The sequence below is a fragment of the Williamsia sp. Leaf354 genome (assembly GCF_001424365.1).
In the GTDB taxonomy this organism is placed as follows: Bacteria; Actinomycetota; Actinomycetes; order Mycobacteriales; family Mycobacteriaceae; genus Williamsia_A.
Map to the genome: position 1 here is coordinate 35,476 of NZ_LMPL01000004.1, position 18,703 is coordinate 54,178.

The 18,703-nt window shown below is 69.1% G+C and carries 12 protein-coding genes; 8 read left to right on the forward strand and 4 right to left on the reverse strand.

Annotated features, from left to right (window positions below; translation table 11 throughout):
- The first annotated feature begins 79 nt into the window (after positions 1-79).
- A complete protein-coding gene (locus tag ASG12_RS14685) occupies positions 80-1,708 on the forward strand; it encodes a molybdopterin-dependent oxidoreductase (RefSeq protein WP_055791130.1) in 1,629 nt (542 codons plus the stop codon).
- Here ASG12_RS14685 and ASG12_RS14690 read toward each other — a convergent pair.
- From ASG12_RS14690 to ASG12_RS14700, 3 genes are read right to left on the reverse strand one after another with little or no spacing between them, the layout of a single operon-like run.
- A complete protein-coding gene (locus ASG12_RS14690; RefSeq protein ID WP_055791131.1) occupies positions 1,695-2,378 on the reverse strand; it encodes a TetR/AcrR family transcriptional regulator in 684 nt (227 codons plus the stop codon). The two genes, ASG12_RS14685 and ASG12_RS14690, sit on opposite strands and share 14 nt — an antisense overlap.
- A gap of 48 nt (positions 2,379-2,426) precedes the next feature.
- Complete coding sequence (locus ASG12_RS14695; protein ID WP_082502030.1) at positions 2,427-3,995, reverse strand: MFS transporter; 1,569 nt, start codon at positions 3,993-3,995, stop codon at positions 2,427-2,429.
- Complete coding sequence (locus ASG12_RS14700) at positions 3,992-4,696, reverse strand: PadR family transcriptional regulator (protein ID WP_082502031.1); 705 nt, start codon at positions 4,694-4,696, stop codon at positions 3,992-3,994. The genes ASG12_RS14695 and ASG12_RS14700 overlap by 4 nt, the downstream gene beginning before the upstream one ends.
- Before the next feature lie 127 nt (positions 4,697-4,823).
- On the opposite strand from ASG12_RS14700, the gene ASG12_RS14705 reads away from it, so the two are divergent.
- The 4 genes from ASG12_RS14705 (at position 4,824) to ASG12_RS14720 (ending at position 14,721) form a co-directional block, all read left to right on the forward strand.
- On the forward strand, positions 4,824-5,897 hold the full coding sequence (locus ASG12_RS14705; RefSeq protein ID WP_055792098.1) for a glutathione S-transferase family protein: 1,074 nt from the start codon (positions 4,824-4,826) through the stop codon (positions 5,895-5,897).
- Positions 5,898-5,974: 77 nt separating this feature from the next.
- Entirely contained in the window at positions 5,975-6,685 is a 711-nt protein-coding gene (locus ASG12_RS14710) for a hypothetical protein (RefSeq protein WP_055792101.1), read from the forward strand.
- Between the two features lie 59 nt (positions 6,686-6,744).
- Positions 6,745-10,527, forward strand: a complete 3,783-nt coding sequence (locus ASG12_RS14715; protein ID WP_443089099.1) for an ABC transporter ATP-binding protein — start codon at positions 6,745-6,747, stop codon at positions 10,525-10,527.
- 336 nt (positions 10,528-10,863) lie between these two features.
- Positions 10,864-14,721 carry a multifunctional oxoglutarate decarboxylase/oxoglutarate dehydrogenase thiamine pyrophosphate-binding subunit/dihydrolipoyllysine-residue succinyltransferase subunit gene (locus ASG12_RS14720; RefSeq protein ID WP_055792108.1) on the forward strand — a complete coding sequence of 1,286 codons (3,858 nt, stop codon included), beginning with the start codon at positions 10,864-10,866 and terminating at the stop codon, positions 14,719-14,721.
- Between the two features lie 18 nt (positions 14,722-14,739).
- Here the strand turns inward: ASG12_RS14720 and ASG12_RS14725 are convergent, their stop codons facing one another.
- On the reverse strand, positions 14,740-15,339 hold the full coding sequence (locus ASG12_RS14725) for a TetR/AcrR family transcriptional regulator (protein ID WP_082502085.1): 600 nt from the start codon (positions 15,337-15,339) through the stop codon (positions 14,740-14,742).
- Between the two features lie 70 nt (positions 15,340-15,409).
- On the opposite strand from ASG12_RS14725, the gene ASG12_RS14730 reads away from it, so the two are divergent.
- The 3 genes from ASG12_RS14730 to ASG12_RS14740 are packed head-to-tail and all read left to right on the forward strand — an operon-like array spanning position 15,410 to position 18,691.
- A complete protein-coding gene (locus ASG12_RS14730) occupies positions 15,410-16,930 on the forward strand; it encodes a flavin-containing monooxygenase (protein ID WP_055791136.1) in 1,521 nt (506 codons plus the stop codon).
- Positions 16,931-16,944: 14 nt separating this feature from the next.
- A complete protein-coding gene (locus ASG12_RS14735) occupies positions 16,945-17,772 on the forward strand; it encodes an SDR family NAD(P)-dependent oxidoreductase (protein ID WP_055791138.1) in 828 nt (275 codons plus the stop codon).
- Between the two features lie 4 nt (positions 17,773-17,776).
- On the forward strand, positions 17,777-18,691 hold the full coding sequence (locus ASG12_RS14740; protein ID WP_055791141.1) for an alpha/beta hydrolase: 915 nt from the start codon (positions 17,777-17,779) through the stop codon (positions 18,689-18,691).
- Positions 18,692-18,703 lie beyond the last annotated feature (12 nt).

The window sequence follows — 18,703 nt, forward strand, 5'->3', positions numbered from 1 at the left end:
GTCCCACCGTAGGGGCGGGTACCGACAGGTCCCGGGAACCACGCAGGCGTGCCCGCCGACCGTGTGGATACTGGATCGGGTGACCACCACCGGCGACCGTCTCGACGAACCCGACTCGAGCGCGCCCGACAGGGCGACCCCGCGCCGCGGCCCCGACCGGGCCGTGATCGCCCTGCGTGCACTCAACGGCGTCGTCGCGGCGGCGGTGACGATCGGTGTCGGTCAACTCGTCGCGGCGCTGTTCGATCGCGCGGCCTCACCGCTCTACGCGGTCGGCTCGGCGGTCATCGATCTGACGCCCAAGGGCGTGCGTGAATTCGCGATCAGCACCTTCGGCACGGGAGACAAGGTCGCGCTCCTGGTCGGCATCGGGATCATCGTCGCCGTCCTGGCGGTGATCGCCGGTGTCATCGAACGTCGCGCGCGCTCCTGGGGGTCGGCGATGTTCGCCGCGTTCGGGATCCTCGGGGTCGCCGCCGCGGTCACCCGACCCGGCGGTGGCGCCGACTGGTTCGTGCCCACCGTCGTCGGTGTGGTCGCCGGGATCGTGTTCCTCCAGTGGATGGCCCGCCGGCTCGATCCTTCGCCCGGCCCGACTCCCGACGCCGAGGGCTCGCCCGACGAACCGGTCCGCGCGCAGACGGTCTCCACCACCGACCGACGGGCGTTCCTCATCGGGGCGGGCACGGCCGGCGCGGGCGCCGTGATCGCCGGGGTCGGTGGCGTCGCCCTCGACCATCGTCTCAACGACGTCGGGCGTGATCGCGCCGGTTTCGTGGTGCCGGACGCGACGAACTCGGTCGACACCGCCGCCGACGGCGGCGACGGACTGCCCTCGTTCATCACCTCGAACAGCGACTTCTACCGTATCGACACCGCGCTGTCCCCGCCGCAGATCACCAGCGGCGCATGGTCTCTGCGCGTCCACGGCATGGTCGACCGCGAATTCGAGATCGACATGGCAGAGCTCCGGCGCATGCCCGCCATCGAGAAGATGGTGACGCTCACCTGTGTGTCGAACGAGGTCGGCGGGACGCTGATCGGCAACGCGACGTGGACCGGGTACCGCGTACGGGACCTGCTGGCCCGCGCCGGACCGTCGCCCGACGCCGACATGGTGCTCTCACGCAGCTCCGACGGGTTCACCGCGGGCACCCCCATCGAGGCGTTCACCGACGACCGCGACTCCATCCTCGCCGTGGCGATGAACGGCGCGCCGCTCCCGGTCGAACACGGATACCCGGCGCGACTGGTGGTGCCGGGGCTCTACGGATACGTCTCGGCGACGAAATGGGTCACGTCACTGGAGGTCACGCGGTTCGATCGCGCGAAGGCGTACTGGTCGACGCGCGGGTGGTCGGAGAAGGGACCCATCAAGACGAGCTCCCGGATCGACGTACCCCGCGATCTGGCCGACGTACGAGCCGGCCGCGTGATGGTGGGCGGTGTGGCGTGGGCGCAGCCGCGCGGCATCAACGCCGTACAGGTGCGCGTGGACGACGGTGGGTGGCGCACCGCGACGCTGCGCGCCCCCGACCTCGTCGACACCTGGCGCCTCTGGAGTTGGGAGTGGGACGCCACGCCCGGCGATCACGTGCTCACGGTGCGGGCCATCGACGGCGAGGGTCGACAACAGTCGGCGGTCGAGTCGCGCCCCGACCCCGACGGGTCCACCGGCCTGCACTCGATCTCGGTCACCGTGCGCTGAGCGCACCCGGCACGACGGGCGTGGCGCGCTCGGTGATCCAGTCACACAGCAGCGCAATGGATGTCCGCGCCCGGTCGTCGTCGCGATCGACCAGCCACCACTGGATCATCCCGTAGATCAGCTGCAGCGCGGCGCGCACCACCGCACGCTCGGATCCGTCCCACGTCATCGCGGTGCGGGCACCGATCGCCGACAGGTAGCGCAATCCGTAGTCCTCGGCGAGGTCGTTCTGTCGCGCCGCGGTCGAATACGCCCCCGAGGTCGACGGCGCCCGTAGCGACACGACCGTCGACTCGATGAGCACCAGCCATCGCTCCGGCGAATCCTGGACCACGTCGAGCACCGATGTGAGGGCGCCGGCGAGGAGCGCACGCAACTCGTCGGCACCGACCGGGCCGGGTGTCTCCGTCGCCGCGACGTCGGCTCCGAGGTCGTCGAGGCTCTCCACCCGCAGGAACGCCTGCAGGTGGTCGCCGACCGCCCGTTCGATCATGGCGGCCATCAGGGCGTCCTTGCTGTCGAAGCAGTAGTGGACGATCCCCAGGGAGACGCCGGCCTCCTCGGCCACGGCGCGAACGGTCACCGAGGACATCCCGGTGCGCTGCGCCAGGTCGAGAGCGCAGTCGATCAGCTGGACACGGCGCTGATCGATCGAGAGGCGGGACAACATCGACCCAGTACATCCGACCTGTTCAGGCAGCGTCAACCGCGGTGGCGCTCAGCTCTGCGCGGGCGCCGACGTCGGTGTCGCGGCGGGCGCGGGCGTGCCGGACACAGGGGTGGGACCGGCGACCGCGGTGGTCGGTGCGGCCACCGGCACCGGCACGGCCGACATGTGCCGCGGACGGGCCAGGAACAGCGCGGCGATCACGCCGAGGCCCAGCACCGCGGCCGGCAGGTACATCGACTGACCCATCGCGGTCGCGAAACCCTCGCGGGCGATCTCGGGGACGCGGTCGGTGGCACCGGCCGAGGCGACCTGGGCGCCGGGGAGTTCGGCGGCGAGCCGCGTCTGCAGCAGCGCACCGACTGCGGCGCTGCCGAGCACCGACCCCACCACCCGCATCGTGTTGTAGACACCGGCACCGGCGCCGGCCTGCGCCATCGGCAGGTTGCGGTTGGCCGTGGCGGCCAACGGCGCCCAGATACCGGCGCTGGCCAGGCCCATCAACGCGATGGGCAGCAGCAGGACCCACACCGGGGTGTCGGGTCGGGCGAGGACGCCGAGGCTGCCGATCGCGATGGCGTTGAGCGCCAACGACGTCCCGATGATGTAACGCGGGTGCACGGTGTCGACGAGGCGGCCGACGACGGGCGCGAGCACTCCGGTGATCAGAGCCATCGGCACCAGCATGAGCGCCGATCGCGTCGGGGTCATGCCGCCGACGAGCTGCAGGAAGAACATCATCGGCACGAACAGTCCGGACGTCGCGAAGCCCATGGTGGCGATGCCGATGTTCGACAGCGAGAAGTTGCGGTCACGGAACAGCGACAGCGGGACCAGCGGCTGCGTGCGGATCTTCGACTGCCACCACACGAAGACACCCATGATGGCCACGCCGGCCGCGGCCAGTGTCCAGATCCAGGCCGCCCAGTCGTACTTCTCGCCGTCCTGGATGGCGAAGACGAGCGCGGTGAGACCGGCGGCGCTCAGCGCGACACCGATCAGGTCGAACTGGCGTCCGGTGGTCTCGACGGTCGGCACCAGCCACCAGGCGAGTACCAGCCCGACGACACCGACGGGGACGTTGACGAAGAAGATCCACTCCCAGCCGAGGCCGTCGACGAGCACGCCACCGAGCAGGGGGCCGACGAGGGTCGCGACTCCGGCGACGGTGCCCCACAATCCCATTGCGGCTCCACGCCTCTCGGCGGGGAACATGCGGGTGATGAGCGACATGGTCTGCGGTGTGATGAGTGCGGCGCCGAGTCCCTGCAGGGCGCGTGCGGCGATCAGCTCGCCGATCGATCCCGACAGTCCGCACCACACGCTGGCGATCGTGAACACCACGAGTCCGGCCTGATACATGAGCTTGGGGCCGAAGCGGTCGCCGAGGCGACCGGTGATGAGCAGCGGCACCGCGTAGGTCAGCAGGTAGGCGCTCGTCACCCAGATGACGCCGTTGAAGTCGGTGTCGAGACCCTCCTGGATCTTCGGCTGCGCGACGGCCACGATCGTCATGTCGACGAGGATCATGAAGAACCCGATGCACAGCGCACCGAGCGCGGCCCACGGCCTGTCGGTGACCGGCACGAACTTCGCCGGTGCGGGGTGTCCCTGTGTCATCGTGGGCTCTCTTCTCGGGTCGTGGGGTCGGTGGTGAAGTCGTCGGATGTGAGCGGCGGACCGCCGCCTCTGCACCCGCGGACGACGTCCCAGGGCAGAGTCCCGTCGACGAGTCGGGCGTGCAGGTCGGTCAGCCAGTCGATCTGCGCGGTGAGAGTGGCGCAGCGACAACCGATGTCGAGCAGGTAGATCTCCGACACCCCGCGACCGGTCGCCTGCTCGGCGGCCACGGTGAACAGGGCTCGCTCGGCGGAGAGGACATCGATCCGCACCGCCAGCGACTCGATCACGGTCGCCGCGGGCAGTTCGTGGGCCTCGGCGAGCCCGAGATAGAGCTCGGGATACTCCGCCGACGGCGTCTGGAGGAGCACGGTCAGCCGATGGGCCAGGGCCGCCCGCCCATGGTCGGTGATCGCGTAGACCGTGCGCTCAGGCCTGTTCCCCGAGCGTTCGATGTCGCTGACGCACAACAGCTCTCGCGCCAGCAGTCGGTCGACGGTGTGATACAGCGACCCCGGTCGGATGTTGGCGAACCGGTCCTCCTTGCGGGCGAGGAGGGTCTGGAGCATCTCGTAGGGGTGCATCGGTCGTTCGGCGGCCAGACCGAGCACCAGCACGGCGAGCGGGGTCATGGCGCGCTCGACCGCGGCCGCGGCCGCCGGCCCGACCGGGTGGGTCGGTGCCACGTGGTCGGTCGTCATCGAGTCCCTCCCGTCGAGGATCGATCGCATATGTTCCGCGTGGAATATTCGCACATCGATCATCGGTCCGGCAACCGTGTCCGTCGATCCGCCGACGTGTCACCGGGAGCCGCTAACCTGGGAATCGATGAGCACACAGGAGTCAGACGCCAGCGGCAACAGCACGTGGACCACGCCCGGCAAGTACGTCGAGCCGGGTTCGGACTTCGTCCGCGACACCAACTACATCGAGACCCGCATCACCCGCGACGGGTCCGACGGCTACCCGGTCGAGCCGGGCCGCTATCGGCTGGTCGTGGCGCGGGCCTGCCCGTGGGCCAACCGCACGATCATCGTCCGCCGGCTGCTGGGCCTCGAGGGCGTCATCTCCATGGGCTTGTGCGGCCCCACGCACGACGCCGACAGCTGGACCTTCGACCTCGATCCCGGCGGCGTCGACCCGGTACTGCAGATCCCGCGGATCAAGGACGCGTACCTCGCTCGCTTCCCCGACTACGAGAAGGGCATCACCGTCCCGGCGATGGTCGACGTCCCCACCGGACAGGTCGTGACCAACAACTTCCCGCAGATCACCATCGACTTCTCCACCGAGTGGACCGAGCACCACCGCGAAGGCGCCCCCGCGCTGTACCCCGAGCACCTGCGCGCCGAGATCGACGAGGTGAACCACGGCGTGTTCACCGAGATCAACAACGGCGTGTACCGCTGCGGGTTCGCCGGCAGCCAGCAGTCCTACGAACGCGCCTACGCCCGCCTGTTCACCCACCTCGACGTGATCAGCGAGCGCCTGTCTCGTCAGCGATACCTGGTGGGCGACACCATCACCGAGGCCGACGTCCGCCTGTTCACCACGCTGGCCCGCTTCGATCCCGTCTACCACGGGCACTTCAAGTGCAACCGGTCGAAGCTGTCGGAGATGCCGGTGCTGTGGGCCTACGCACGCGACCTGTACCAGACCCCGGGTTTCGGTGACACCACCGATTTCACCCAGATCAAACAGCACTATTACATCGTCCACACCGACATCAACCCGACCGGGATCGTCCCGCAGGGGCCGGATCTGAGCGGGTGGAACACCCCGCATCACCGCGAGGAGCTCGGCGGTCGTCCGTTCGGCGACGGCACCCCGCCTCCCCCGCCACCGGAGTCCGAGCAGGTCTCGCCGCGCGATGCCGCGCCGGTCGCCGCGGACCCGCTGTGATCTGGAACCGTTCGCGCGGCGACGACGCGGGCGCGCAGTCGGCGGCGGTCGCCAAGCAGGAGGGCAGTTCGGGCACGATCGTCTCGATCATCGATCGGGCACAGCGCCTGCAGTCACCGGCCGTCGCGGCCTATGTGCGTCGTATGCGTTCGTCGCACCCGGCCGATACGCCCGCGCAGATCATCGAACGGCTCGAGAAGCGCTACCTCACGACGGTGATGTCCTCCGGCGGTGCCGCCGGCGCCACCGCTGCCGTCCCCGGGGTGGGCACCATCGCCTCGATCGCGGCGATCGGCGGTGAGTCCGCGTTCTTCGTCGAGGCGTCGGCGCTGTTGGCGTTGGCCGTGGCCGAGGTACACGGCATCCCGATCGATCCCGCCGAACGGCGCAAGACCCTCGTCCTCGCCGTGGTCCTCGGCGAGGAGGGCGTCCTGGCACTCGGGAAAGCGCTCGGCTCCAAGCGGAATCCGCTGAAGAACATGGCCGGCGGCGCGATCCCGACACCGGCGCTCAACAATCTCAACAAGGCTCTGATGAAGCGGATCATCAAGAAGTACGCCGCGCGTCGGGCGCCGTTGATGATCGGCAAGATGTTGCCCGCCGGGGTGGGCGCCGCGATCGGCGGTGCGGGCAATCGTGCTCTCGGCAAACGCATCATCGCCAACGCCAACGAGGCCTTCGGACCGCCGCCACCCGCCTGGACGATCGAGGGCACCGTCGTCGAACCGACCCCGGCCCTGACGAAGCCCGACGACGAGAAGGGCCCCGCGAACACCGGACGTCGGTGAGATCGGGCTGGGTCGCGCGTCTGGCGCGCGAATGTCTGCACAACCGCACCCTGGTGACCGTGACACTCACGGTCACCGTGATCGGTGTGGCCATCGACCTCGGTGTCCCGCTGATCGCGAAGGCGGCCATCGACACCGCGACGCGCACGGCGTCGCACGGTTTCTCCATCGACACCCTCGCGGTGATGCTCGCGATCGCCGGCGTCGTGCGGTTCGGCTCGGCGTATCTGCGGCGACTGACGGCCGGCCGGCTGTCGCTGAACGTGCAGAACACGCTGCGCCTGTCCCTGCTGCGGACCCTCCTGCGTCTCGACGGCACGGCGCAGGACCAGATCGTCACCGGTCAGGTGGTGTCGCGCTCGATCTCCGATCTGCAGCTGGTGCAGGGACTGCTCGCCATGGTGCCGCTCTCGATCGGCGCGCTCCTGCAGGTCGTCCTGGCCTTCGGGATCATGGCCTATCTGTCGCCGCTGCTGACCGTCGTCGCCCTCCTGGTGATCCCGGCCATCGCCGTCGTCGCGTTCCGCACCCGTAAGGCCCTGTTCGCCGCGACCTGGTCGGCCCAGCAGTCCGCCGCCGACGTCGCCCAGCACGTCGAGGAGACCGTCACCGGGGTGCGAGTGGTGAAGGGCTTCGGCCAGGAGGACCGCTCGGTGGACGAGTTGGTCGGCCACGGTCGGCGGTTGTTCGCCCAACGGATGCGCGCTGCGCGGATCAACTCCCGCTTCACCCCGACGATGAACGCGATCCCCCAGATCGCCCTCGTCGCGGTCATCGCTCTCGGCGGCTACCTCACCGCCCGCGGCGACATCACCGTCGGCACATTCCTGGCCTTCGCCACCTACATCACCACGATGACCGGGCTCGCCCGGTTGCTGACGAACCTCATCGTGTCGGCGCAACTCGCGCGCGCCGCCGTCGAGCGCGTCTACGACGTCATCGACCACCCGACCGACCCCGCGCTGGCCAACACCGGGCGACTGTCCCCGGGCCCGGTCGGGCTGCACGCCCACGACCTGCGTTTCACGTTCCCCGACGGGACCCCGCTGTTCTCCGGGGTCGACCTCGACATCGCCGCCGGCGAGTGCGTCGCCGTCGTCGGTCCGCCGGGCAGCGGCAAGTCCACGCTGGCCGCGCTGATCGGGGGCATCTACCGGCCCGACTCGGGCGACCTCGACCTCACCGTCCCGGCCGCCGGTGACGACGCGGGGGCCGGACGCACCCGCCACCCGCTCGCCGATCTCGCCCCCGACAGCGCGCGCGAACACGTCGGGATCGTGTTCGACGAACCGTTCCTCTACTCCGACACCATCGCCGCCAACATCGGTCTCGGGCCGGGGTCGGACCACGAAGGATCGGTCCGCACCCGCGTCGAGGCCGCCGCCCGGCGCGCAGCGGCCCACGACTTCATCGCCGCGCTGCCCGACGGTTACGACACCGTCGTGGGCGAACGGGGCCTGACGCTCTCGGGCGGGCAGCGTCAGCGGATCGCCCTGGCGCGCGCCTTCTTCGCCGACCCGCCACTGCTGGTGCTCGACGACGCCACCTCCGCCGTCGACGCCACCACCGAGGCGGCGATCCTCGGGTCCCTGCGCTCGACCGGCGACCGGACACTGGTGCTCGTCGCCCACCGCCCGTCGACGCTCACCGTCGCCGACCGTGTCGTCGTCCTCGACGAGGGCCGTGTGATCGATTCCGGCACGCCGGCGGAGCTCGACGAGCGGTGTCCGCTGTTCCGTGCGCTGATGTCGCCGGCCGCACCGGTTGCCGCGCACGCCGACGAGCCGCCACGGATCGACGAGTCCGATCGCCTCGTCGACTCGACCGCCCTGTGGCCCGACGACCCCGACAACCCGGCAGATCCCGCCACCCTCGACCCGGCCGCACACCAGGCCGGCCTCGGCACGCCCCGGGTGGCCACGGCTCGCGTGGGTCGCCGCGGCGGCGGTGGCGTGTCGGGTGCGTTGGGATCGATGCCGGCGACGCCCGCCCTGCTGCGCGCCGTCGACGCCTTGCCACCCGCCGACGAGAACCCCGAGGTCGACGTCGACCGGGCCCGTCGCCACGACCCCTCCTTCTCCCTGCGCGGTCTGTTGCGGCCGGTGCGCCTGTTGCTCGCCGTCGCGATCGGCGCGATCGCAATCGACACCCTGGTCGGGCTCGCGTTCCCGTCCCTGGCGCGGGTGGGCGTCAACGCCTCGACCGCCGATCATCTCGACAACCTCCTGGTCGCCTCGATCGCCGGACTCGGGCTGGTGGCGATCGGCTGGGTCGCACTGTCGGTGGTGACGATCACGAGCACCCGTGCCGGCGAACGGATCCTGTTCACGTTGCGGGTCCGGAGTTACGCGCACCTGCAACGCCTCGGGCTCGACTACTACGAGCGCGAACTGTCCGGCCGCATCATGACGCGGATGACGACCGACATCGACGCGTTGTCGTCGTTCCTGCAGACCGGTCTGTCGACGGCGGTCATCTCGGTGCTGACGATCGTCGGGGTCGCGGTGGCCCTCGTGCTCACCGATCCCACCCTCGGCGCGGTGATGCTGATCGTGTTCCCGCCCCTGATCGTCGCCACCGTCGTGTTCCAGCGCGTGTCGTCCCGCGCCTACACCCGGTCGCGCGAGCTGGTCAGCGCGGTCAACGCCGACTTCCAGGAGAACGTCTCGGGCCTGCGCACCACGCTGCTCTACCGCAACGCCGCGCGGGCCGACGAGCGCTTCGCCGGGCGGGCCGACGAATACGTCGCCGCGCGCATGGTGTCGCAGCGGGCGATCTCGCTGTACTTCCCCTTCATCAGCCTGATGTCGGACCTCGCCACCGCCGGGGTCGTGGCCATCGGAGCGCGCCAGGTGCTCGACGGCAGCGCCGGGCCGGGCACCCTGGTCGCCTTCGTGCTGTACCTCGGCATGCTGTTCGCGCCGGTCCAGCAACTCTCACAGGTGTTCGACGGATACCAGCAGGCCGTCGTCGGGTTGCGTCGGATCGGCGACCTCCTGCGGACACCGAGCAGCGTGGTCACGCCCGACAGGGCGTCCGACGATCTCGCTGCCGCGCGGGCCGACATCGCGCCCCTGCGGTTCGACGGGCACGCCGAACTCGACGCCGTCGGGTTCCGGTACGCCGGTGCCTCGGCCGACGCGCTGGGCCGGGTGTCGTTGGACATTCCGGCGGGCACGTCGTTGGCCCTGGTCGGCGAGACGGGCGCGGGCAAGTCCACCATCGTCAAACTGCTCGCCCGCTTCTACGACCCGACCACCGGATCGGTGCGGATGGACGGCACCGACATCCGCAGGCATCCCCTCGCCGCCTACCGGGCGCGGCTCGGGGTGGTACCGCAGGAACCGCACCTGTTCACCGGCACGATCGCGTCGAACATCGCCTACGGCCGCCCCGGCGCCTCGCGCGCCGACGTCGTCGCGGCGGCGACCGCCGTCGGTGCCACGCAGATGATCGCCCGCCAGCGCGGTGGCATGCTGCACCGGGTCGGCGAGCGCGGGCAGGGGCTCTCGGCGGGCCAGCGCCAGCTGATCGCCCTCGCCCGCGCCGAGTTGGTCGACCCCGACCTGTTGCTGCTCGACGAGGCGACCGCCACCCTCGACCAGGCCACCGAGGCCCAGGTCCTCGACGCGAGCCGACGGCTGACCCGTGCCCGCACGTCGGTGATCGTCGCCCACCGCCTCGCCACCGCCGCGCGCGCCGACCGGATCGCCGTGGTGTCGTCGGGCGCGGTCATCGAGCTCGGAACTCATGACGAGCTGTTGGCGTTGGACGGGAAGTACCGCGAGCTGTGGGACAACGGGATGGCCACGGCCGACCCCGTGTCGAACGGTCGACGCTGACCGTCGAGACCCGTCAACCGGTCGACAACGCCGACCGGCCGACAACGACGTCGGCGCCCCGGCGAGCCGTCGGTGCGGCTTCCGCACCGCCTCGACGGCGGGTGTGACCGACAGTCCACGGAGTCCGTATGCGACGCAGGTGAGCGGGGACTAACCTCGACGTGGCAGGCGTTGTTCCACGGGGCCGTACGCGTTCGACGGGTTCGCTCCGGACCTCACGCCGAGACGACCGCGGTGCACGACGACGAACAGACGATCAGGGAATAGAGGCGAGATTCTGCCGTGAGCAGTAGTTCGGTTTCAGACTTCGGACAGAACGAGTGGTTGGTCGAGGAGATGTACGAGCGCTTCCGCGCCGACCCCGACTCGGTGGACCGGAGCTGGCACGACTTCCTCGAGACCTACACCCCCAAGGCGGCGGGTGGCGCGAACGGCGCGGCCGCGAAGACCAAGTCCACCAACGGAACCGGCGCCTCGACGGCATCGGCCGGTGCCCGGTCGTCGTCGGCGATGGAGGCGTCGTCACCCCGCTCGTCGAACGGCGTCAGCGAGGCCCCCGCGACGAAGGCCGCATCGGGTCAGGCCATCGAGAGCCGTGACAGCTCTGCGGGCAGCGACGCGACGCCGCCGCCCACCCGCACCGCACCGGTTGCCAAGACCGTCCCCGTCGAGAAGGCCGTGGCGAAGGCGCCGAACCCCAACAAGGGCACCGGCTCTGGCGCGAAGAGCTCCGCGAACGGCAACGGGGCGAGCGCGAACGGCGCGGCGAAGAAGGCCTCGGCATCGACCGAAGCCTCCCCCCAGGCCGCGTCGGCCCCGGCCGAGGACACCAGCAAGGTGCTCCGCGGTGCCGCCGCCGCGGTGGCCAAGAACATGGCGTTGTCGCTGCAGATCCCGACCGCGACCAGCGTCCGCGCGATCCCGGCGAAGCTCATGATCGACAACCGCGTCGTGGTCAACAACCACCTCGCGCGCACCCGCGGTGGGAAGATCTCGTTCACCCACATCCTCGGTTACGCGATCGTCCAGGCGGTCAAGTCGTTCCCGAACATGAACCGGCACTTCGCCGAGGTCGACGGCAAGCCCAACGCCGTGTCGCCCGCCCACATCAACCTCGGCCTGGCCATCGACCTGCCCGGCAAGGACGGCAGCCGGTCACTCGTCGTCGCCGCCATCAAGAACACCGAGACCATGAAGTTCGGTGAGTTCCACGCCGCCTACGAGGACATCGTGCGTCGGGCGCGCGACGGCAAGCTCACCGCCGACGACTTCGCCGGCGTCACCATCTCGCTGACCAACCCCGGCACCATCGGCACCGTGCACTCCGTGCCGCGCCTGATGAAGGGACAGGGCGCGATCATCGGCGCCGGCGCGATGGAGTACCCGGCCGAGTTCCAGGGTGCGAGCGACGAGCGGATCGCCGAGATGGGCGTCGGCAAGCTGATGACGCTGACCTCGACCTACGACCACCGCATCATCCAGGGCGCGGAGTCCGGCGATTTCCTGCGCACCATCCACAACCTGCTGCTCGACGACGCGTTCTTCGACGAGATCTTCACCGCGTTCCACATCCCGTACGAGCCGATCCGCTGGCGCAAGGACATCGCGTCGCCGTCGGTCGACAAGAACGCCCGTGTGCTGGAACTGATCGCGGCGTACCGCAACCGCGGACACCTCATGGCCGACATCGATCCCCTGATGATCGACTCCGACGCCCGTGCGGCGCACCCCGATCTCAACGTGCTGACCTACGACCTGACGCTGTGGGATCTCGACCGCGACTTCAAGGTCGGCGGCTTCCACGGCCAGGACACGATGAAGCTGCGCGACATCCTGTCGGTGTTGCGCGATGCCTACTGCCGCCACGTCGGGGTGGAGTACACCCACATCCTCGAGCCCGAGCAGCAGCAGTGGCTGCAGGAGCGCGTGGAGATCAAGCACTCCAAACCGCCTGTGGGCGAACAGAAGTACATCCTGAGCAAGCTGAACGCCGCCGAGGCGTTCGAGACGTTCCTGCAGACCAAGTACGTCGGGCAGAAGCGCTTCTCGCTCGAGGGCGCCGAGACGGTCATCCCGATGATGGACGGCGTGATCGACCAGAGCGCCGAGCACGGACTCGACGAGGTCGTCGTCGGCATGCCGCACCGCGGTCGCCTCAACGTGCTGGCCAACATCGTCGGCAAGCCCTACTCGAAGATCTTCTCGGAATTCGAGGGCAACCTGAACCCGTCGCAGGCGCACGGGTCGGGTGACGTGAAGTACCACCTCGGCGCGGAGGGCAAGTACTACCAGATGTTCGGCGAGAACGAGATCAACGTCTCGCTCACCGCCAACCCGTCGCACCTCGAGGCGGTCGACCCGGTCCTCGAGGGCCTCGTGCGCGCCAAGCAGGACCTGCTCGATCGCGCCGACGGCGTGTTCTCGGTGCTCCCGCTGATGCTCCACGGCGACGCCGCGTTCGCCGGGCAGGGTGTGGTCGCCGAGACGCTCAACCTCGCGATGCTCCCGGGCTACCAGACCGGCGGCACCGTCCACATCGTCGTCAACAACCAGGTCGGCTTCACCACCGCCCCGGAGCACTCGCGGTCGTCGGAGTACTGCACCGACGTCGCCAAGATGATCGGTGCGCCGATCTTCCACGTCAACGGCGACGACCCCGAGGCGTGCGTGTGGGCGGCCAAGCTCGCCGTGGACTACCGCCAGGAGTTCCACAAGGACGTCGTCATCGACCTCGTCTGCTACCGCCGTCGCGGCCACAACGAGGGCGACGACCCCTCGATGACGCAGCCGGCGATGTACGACGTGATCGACACCAAGCGCGGTGTCCGCAAGAGCTACACCGAGGCGCTGATCGGCCGCGGCGACATCTCCACCAAGGAGGCCGAGGACGCCCTGCGTGACTACCAGGGACAGCTCGAACGGGTCTTCAACGAGGTCAAGGAGCTCGAGAAGTACCAGGCGGCCCCCAGCCCGTCGGTCGAGTCCGACCAGACCCTGCCGACGAAGCTCATGACCGGCATCGACCGCGCGACCGTCGAGGCCATCGGCGACGCGTTCGGCAACGTGCCCGAGGGCTTCTCGGTCCATCAGCGAGTCAAGCCCGTGCTCCAGCGTCGCCAGGAGATGTCCCGTGAGGGCCACATCGACTGGGCGTTCGCCGAGCTGCTCGCGTTCGGTTCCCTCGTCGAGGAGGGACGGCGGGTACGACTCTCCGGCCAGGACTCCCGACGTGGCACGTTCAGCCAGCGGCACTCGGTGATCATCGACCGTAAGACCGGCGAGGAGTACACACCGCTCAACCAGCTGGTGCAGACCGAGGGCGACAACGCCGGCGGCCGCTTCAACGCCTACGACTCGGCGCTGAGCGAGTTCGCCGTCGTCGGTTTCGAGTACGGCTACTCCGTCGGCGACCCCGACTCCCTCGTGCTGTGGGAGGCGCAGTTCGGCGACTTCGTCAACGGCGCACAGTCGATCATCGACGAGTTCATCTCCTCAGGTGAGGCCAAGTGGGGCCAGCTGTCCGACGTGGTGCTGCTGCTCCCCCATGGCCACGAGGGTCAGGGCCCCGACCACACGTCGGGCCGTATCGAGCGGTTCCTGCAGCTGTGCGCCGAGGGCTCGATGACCGTCGCGCTTCCGTCGACCCCGGCGAGCTACTTCCACCTGCTGCGTCGTCACGTGCTCGATGGCATCAGCCGCCCGCTCGTGGTCTTCACCCCGAAGTCGATGCTGCGCAACAAGGCCGCGGTGAGCCCCGTCGAGGACTTCACCGAGGGCAAGTTCAAGTCGGTCATCGACGACCCGTCGATCACCGACCAGAAGGTGCGCGACAAGGTCACCCGCGTGCTGATGGTGAGCGGCAAGCTCTACTACGAACTCGCCGCCCGCAAGGAGAAGGACGGTCGCGACGACATCGCGATCGTGCGCATCGAGCAGCTCTACCCGATCCCGCACCGTCGGCTCGGTCAGGTCCTCGAGCAGTACCCCGGCGTCCAGGAGTTCTTCTGGGTGCAGGAGGAGCCGGCCAACCAGGGACCGTGGCCCTTCTTCGGCCTGCACCTCCCCGAGGTGCTGCCGGAGCACTTCGGCAACCTCAAGCGGGTGTCACGTCGCGCGATGTCCGCACCGTCGTCGGGCTCGAGCAAGGTCCACGCCGTCGAACAGCAGGAGATCATCGATCGGGCTTTCGGGTGATCCGACCGACCTGGTGATTCACTCACTCGCTGCCGCTGCGGCCAGCAGCGGCAGCGAGGACGTGATCAGGTCGAGGAGCGCCTCGCGGCGGATGCCGTCGTCGTCGGTCAGCCACGCGACGACGACCTCCTCGACGAACGCCATCCACCCGTCGACGGCGATACGGATCATCGGCGTCGGGGTGATGTCGAGGGAACCCGCCCGATCGAGCACACGCTGGGCCATCACGCGACGGGTGTCGGTGAAGACCTCCTGCATCGCCGGGTCGGCGCCGACCGCGCCGCGCAGCATGGTCAGGTAGACGTGCCGGTTCGCCGACACGTAGTCGACGAACTCCGACATCGATGCCCGCAGTATCGCGATCGGGTCCTCGAGCGAGAGATCCGGTTCGGTGCACTCGAGCATCCGGCGGCTCTGCTCGCGGGCGATCGCGACGTGGAAGTCGTGCTTGGACTCGAAGTAGTGGAACAGCAGGGCCCGCGACACGCCGACCGATTCGGCGATGGCGTCGATGGTGAGTTGATCGAGCGGCCGGTCGGACAGCATGGACATCCCGTGGGAGATGAGCTGCTCCCGACGGGCTTCCGGACTCATCCGCGTGCGCTTGGCCTGCGTCATGGAGATCAGTGTACTGAACATGGGTCAATAAGCTATTGACCCGTCGTCAATAGGGTGTACGATCGTTCCTATGAACGATGTCAAGATCGCAATCATCGGTGCGGGCTTCTCCGGCATGGGAGCAGCGATCAAGCTGCACCAGAACGGATTCGAGGATTTCGTCGTCCTCGATCGTGGATCGGACTTCGGCGGCACCTGGCGCGACAACACCTACCCCGGCGCGGCGTGCGACGTCCCGTCGCACCTGTACTCGTACTCCTTCGAGCTCAACCCCGACTGGTCGCGGTCGTTCTCGAAGCAGCCCGAGATCCACGCCTACATCAACCGTGTGGCGAGCAAGTACGACCTCGCTCGGCGCACCCGCTTCGGCACCGAGGTGACCGACGCGCGGTGGGACGAGAAGGCCAACCGCTGGATCGTCGAGACCAGCCACCCCGAGCACGGCGACATCACCGTCCGCGCGGAGATCCTCATCGGCGCGATCGGTCCGCTGTGCGAGCCGCGTCTGCCCGACGTGGCGGGCATCGGCGACTTCGCCGGCGAGATCTTCCACTCCGCACGGTGGAACCACGAGACCGACCTGCGCGGCAAGCGTGTCGCCGTGATCGGGACCGGCGCCTCGGCCATCCAGATCATCCCCGAGCTCGCGCCGAAGATCGGCCACATGGACGTCTACCAGCGCACCGCGCCGTGGGTGCTCCCCCGCGCCGACCGCCACTACACGCGCTTCGAGAACTGGCTGTTCCGCAAGGTTCCCGGCATCCAGCGCCTCTCGCGTAGCGGCATCTACCTGGCCCATGAGCTCGTCTCGTACGGGCTCACCCACCGTCCCGATGTCCTGCGCCCCGCCCACGCCGCGGGGAAGGCCAACATCCGTCGCGGCATCGCCGATCCGGCCAAGCGCGCCAAGGTGACCCCGAAGTTCAAGGTGGGCTGCAAGCGCATCCTGCTGTCGAACACCTACTACCCGGCCCTGGGCCAGGACAACGTCGACGTCGTCACCGACGGGATCGACCACGTCACCCCGACCGGGATCGTGACCAAGGACGGCACCGTGCGCGACGTCGACGCGATCGTCGTCGCCACCGGCTTCCACGTCACCGACTCCCCCGGTTTCGAGCACATCATCGGCAAGGACTCCGAGAGCCTGGCGCAGGTGTGGGCGCGCGGCGGCATGAGCGCCTACAAGGGTGCGATGGTGCACGGGTTCCCGAACATGTTCCTGATGGTCGGTCCGGCAACGGGTCTCGGCCACACCTCGATGGTGTTCATGATCGAGTCGCAGCTCAACTACCTGATCGACTTCCTCAAGACCACCGAACGCAACGCGATCGCACGCACCGAGGTGCGCGCCGCCGACCAGAAGGTCTACAACACGAACCTCCAGAAGACGCTGTCGACCAGCGTCTGGGAGAACGGCGGCTGCGCGAGCTGGTACAAGGACGAGTTCGGTAACATCACCACGCTCTGGCCCGGGTTCACCTTCAACTTCCGCAAGGCGACCAAGAACTTCGACATCGCCGCCTACGACACCAGCCGTGCGGACACCACGGGCACGTCCGATCGCAGCCCCGCGACGGTCAACTCCTGAGAGGCACCACCATCATGAAGAACTTCGCAGGCAAGGTCGTGGTCGTCACCGGAGCGGCATCGGGCATGGGACGCGAACTGGCGCTCCAGCTCGCCGACAAGGGTGCGCGACTGGCGATCTCGGACATGAACCCGAGTGGTCTCGAGGAGACCGCACGGTTGCTGGAGGCGAAGGGCGCGCAGGTGCACTCGCAGCTACTCAACGTCGCCGAGCGCGAGGCGATGCTCGAATACGCCGACACCGTCCTCGCACACTTCGGCAGGGTCAACGCGATCTTCAACAACGCAGGCATCGCCCACCACGGCGAGGTCGAGCTGACCGAGTTCAAGACCTTCGAGCGGATCATGGACGTCGACTACTGGGGCGTGGTCAACGGCACCAAGGCGTTCCTCCCTCACCTCATCGCCTCCGGCGACGGCCACATCGTCAACACCTCGTCGCTCTTCGGGCTGCTGTCCATCCCCGGCCAGAGCGCCTACAACGCAGCGAAGTTCGCCGTGCGCGGGTTCACCGAGTCCCTCGTGCAGGAGATGCGGCTCGCCGGCCACCCGGTGTCGGTGTCGTGTGTGCACCCCGGTGGCATCAAGACCGCCATCGCCCGCAACGCGACGGTCAACGAGGGCAGCGACATCGCCCAGTTCGCCGAACTGTTCGACAAGAAGCTGGCGCGGATGACCGCGGCCAAGGCGGCGTCGATCATCATCGCGGGTGCCGAGAAGAACAAGGCCCGCATCCTCGTCGGTGCCGACGCGCAGTTCCTCGACAAGCTCGTGCGCGTCCTCGGCCCGAAGTACATGCCGGTGGTGGCCCGTGCGGCCGGCGCGACCCTGAAGCCGCGCTGACCCGATGTCGTACCGTCCCGCCGGGCCGAAGCTGCCCATCGGTGTCGTGGAGCCGCTGACCCGGATCATGTACCGGGCCATGCTGCATCCTCGGCTCCCGCTGTCGACCCAGCGCGCTCTGGCCGACCGCGCGCTCGACGTCGAACCGCTCCCCCGCGACACGGTCGTCCGGACGCTCACCGTCGGCGGGCGGCCCACCGAACGGGTGACCGTCGGCGCCACCGAGACCGACACCGCCGTGCTGTTCCTGCACGGCGGCGGGTACACACTGGGTTCGCCGCACTCGCACCGCCACCTCGGTGCGCACCTGGCCGCGGTCACCGGGGCCGCGATCTTCCTGGTCGACTACCGGCTCGCGCCCGAGGATCCGTACCCGGCCGCGGTCATCGACGCGGTCGCGTCCTATCGCGATCTCGTCGACAACCACGGGTACTCACCGGATCGTGTGGCGATCTCCGGCGACTCGGCCGGCGGCGGATTGTCGGTGGCGACGGCTCGCCGGCTCCTCGACGACCACCAGATCACGCCCGCGGCACTCGGTCTCATCTCGCCGTGGGTCGACCCGGGCGACGACACCCACGAGACGTGGTCGACGGACTCGGTCGTCAACCGCGGATGGTCGCGATTCTGCGCCGATGCGTATCTCGGCGGCGGTGACCCCACCGACCCCGGCTACGCGCCGCTGCACGGCGACCTGACCGGTCTGCCGCCGACGGTGATCCACATCGGTCGTCGGGAGGCGCTGTACGCGCAGGTGATCCGGTTCGCCGAGAAGCTGCGGGCGTCCGACGTCGAGGTCGAGCTCCTCGAGTTCGACCGGCTGTGGCATGTCGGTCATCAGCAGGCCGGGATGCTCGTCGAGGCCGCCGACGCGGTCGACCACCTGGGGACGTTCCTGCGCCTGCGTCTCGACGCCTGACCTGCGCCACAC